Below are 2,705 nucleotides of genomic sequence, written 5' to 3'. Positions count from 1 at the left end.
TTTGTGGAAGCCTTGGCAGCTTTTCGGACAGCGATGTCTTTCCGTTTCTTTGAGTGGCTGACCGAGAATCGGGATGTGTTTGCCGCTTACAAAGCCAGTTTAGGCTTTGTTTGGGCTTGAAATTTGTTTAAGTCTCATTAGGCAGCGATCAATGACGAAAGATTAACGGAAACGTAAGAAAGTATCGAGAACGGCCAACTTTAATTAAGGTCAATATTCTGTTTAGATGTTAGTCACGACGATTGAAAATTGGTATATAATTCAACTAATTACAAATCGTTATCTTGAGGGGCTTTGCCATCGGGAGTGCAGATGACTTACCTATCCCAAAAACCTCTGATATTCGAGGATTTTTTACAAAAATATGGCAATGAATTTCGCTATGAATTAGCCGATGGAGAATTAATCGATATGGAACCGACCGGGCCGCATGAAACGGTTAGCGGTAAAATAGCGACCCACATCGGTATGGCTTTAATTAAAGCGCGAAAACCTTGGTTCATTCCCCGAACCTGTCTGATCCGCCCTTTTACCGACGCGGCCACGGCTCGTCGTCCCGATGTTGTCGTTCTCGATGAGACTGTTCTCGCTCTAGAACCCTTGTGGGACAAAGAACCTGTAATTACCCTACCCCGATCGATTCAATTAGTTGTCGAGGTGGTCAGTAGCAATTGGGAGACCGATTACGCTCGTAAGGTCGAAGAATACGCGCTTTTTGGAATTCCTGAATATTGGATCGTCGATTATCGCGGATTAGGAGGAATTGCCTTTATCGGCAAACCCAAACAACCCACTTTTACCGTCTGCCAACTACTTGATGAAGTTTATCGGCAACAACAATACCGTTTGGGAGAATTGATTTCCTCTCCTATTTTTCCTGATCTTCAACTCTCTCTCAACGATGTTATGCCTCGTTGATTTGACACTCCCGTTGCACGACAGAAATTTTCCATCCTTTTACCGAAATTCCTCCTTACAATGATAGTTGGAAATTAGGAGATTTATTCTTATCATCGAGAAGTCAGTTAACTTTTATTTATGATTTAATCGAAGAATGGGAATTTGAGATAGTCTGGGAAAATGTAGCCCTCTAAATGAAGAAAGTCAAAAGCTTGTCCTACTAAATTAGTACGGCAACCTCCTGAACAGTATGGAGATGAAAATTATTAAATTTTATTCTATTTTGATGTCAACTCTTATCAGGGAATTTCTCTGTGAGAGTTTTGCCAAAATAATATTGACACCAAAACTCGGCAATTTCTGCGACTAAAGGAGCGGATTCAGAAGTTAGTCCACTGCCACAGCTTGAGTTATAGCGTTCAGCATAATCTCTCGCCATTTGGTAACTCCAATAAGGATAATCTGAACTTGTCATACAGCGCAGGGCATCTTCAATTATTAAGGCATATTTGTTATTGATGACACGAATTGGTGTTCCAAATCTTATGTGTCTTTCCCAACCTTGAATTTGTTCTAGTTGGGTTAACAATTTATACAAATCCTGCCGTTTATCTGGAGTTGGATATTCTAGGTAATCTTCCATTTTTTCAACAGTATGGTTAATTAGTTGGCAGTGTTCTGTCCAGGCTTCTTCTCCAAGAAAAGACCTGGTAGTTTGATTAGATTCCATCTGTTTGACTACCAATTTAGCTAGGTACAGCGCAAAATTAGCGGCGGCTTCTTCGTCTTGGCAAAGACTTTTGAGACTGGTGAGCCTTGTGACATTGAGGGCATATTTGGTTTGGTATAGTTCCCTCGCTGTCTCAGCCAATTTGCGAATTTTAGGAGCAATATTCTTATTAATTTTAGTATCCATTATTCGTTTCTCATTATTTTTATTATACCTTTTAACAGTTCTTCGTTACTTGTTATGGTTCGATCAGAGGGCATAAATTGACTAAATCCTTATCTGGCAACAGACTTAATTGATTAGTTCGCTCTAGATAAAAACAATTGACAAAAATCGCTAAATGCCTTTCTCTATAAGAGTTCTATCTCTTATAACTCCCCTCCATTGCATAAGACAAACCGAAGAACCTGTTACATTTGATAAATTGAGGAGTTGATTAAAATTTATCCAGATAACCCACCTCCTGTTCTGTATTATTATTATACCATCCTCACACACAACCTAGAAGAGTCTTCAATTTCTCAAGTCCTTACCTAGCTTACTCTTGAGTGGCTTTATTCTAAACTCCAGTCTCTATCCGAATAAGGAAGGCATTGATTAGGGAAAGAGGTCATTCCGAGAGATTTATAGAATTATCTTGATTCTATTTTTCTTGGGATTTGCCTGATGATAACCATCGTTAACGACTTTCTCAATTTGTCTAACTTCCAACAAGCTTGGTTGAAAGTCAAAGAAAATAACGGTTGTGCGGGAGTTGACGCTGAAACCATTGATGATTTTGCTCAAAATCAAGATTTTAATCTTGTTCAAATATTGGGACTTAAACAAATTTCAAGCCCAAACAAAGCCTAAACTGCCTTTGTAAGCGGCAAACACATCCCGATTCTCGGTCAGCCACTCAAAGAAACGGAAAGACATCGCTGTCCGAAAAGCTTCCAAGGCTTCCACAAAAGTGTTTAAAGGTCGATTCGCCCACTGCCTTTGCAATCCCCCAGTTAACTTATGCCACAGGATAAATGTATAGGCACAAAACACCAGGATAAAATGACGAAGTAAGCTTCGTTTATCCCTGACT

3 protein-coding genes and 1 pseudogene are annotated in these 2,705 nt (G+C 39.7%); 2 read left to right on the top strand and 2 right to left on the bottom strand.

The window, feature by feature from the left end:
* Nucleotides 1-312 precede the first annotated feature (312 nt).
* On the top strand, nucleotides 313-918 hold the full coding sequence (locus O9295_RS13440; protein WP_193959469.1) for a Uma2 family endonuclease: 606 nt from the start codon (nucleotides 313-315) through the stop codon (nucleotides 916-918).
* A gap of 271 nt (nucleotides 919-1,189) precedes the next feature.
* Here O9295_RS13440 and O9295_RS13435 read toward each other — a convergent pair whose 3' ends face one another.
* Nucleotides 1,190-1,816: a hypothetical protein gene (locus tag O9295_RS13435; protein ID WP_288033293.1), complete on the bottom strand. Its 627-nt coding sequence runs from the start codon at nucleotides 1,814-1,816 to the stop codon at nucleotides 1,190-1,192.
* Nucleotides 1,817-2,296: 480 nt separating this feature from the next.
* Here O9295_RS13435 and O9295_RS13430 point away from each other — a divergent pair, with 480 nt between their 5' ends.
* Nucleotides 2,297-2,482, top strand: coding sequence for a hypothetical protein (locus tag O9295_RS13430; RefSeq protein ID WP_288033290.1), 186 nt, complete (start codon nucleotides 2,297-2,299; stop codon nucleotides 2,480-2,482).
* On the opposite strand, the pseudogene O9295_RS13425 reads toward O9295_RS13430, so the two are convergent.
* Nucleotides 2,462-2,705 (bottom strand): annotated as a pseudogene (locus O9295_RS13425) (IS701 family transposase); the annotation flags it as partial. The gene O9295_RS13430 and the pseudogene O9295_RS13425 sit on opposite strands and share 21 nt — an antisense overlap.

It is taken from the genome of Microcystis sp. LE18-22.4A, assembly GCF_027531105.1.
Classification (GTDB): Bacteria; Cyanobacteriota; Cyanobacteriia; order Cyanobacteriales; family Microcystaceae; genus Microcystis; species Microcystis aeruginosa.
Note: the sequence above shows the minus strand (reverse complement) of the source record. Positions and strands in the feature narration are given on the sequence as shown.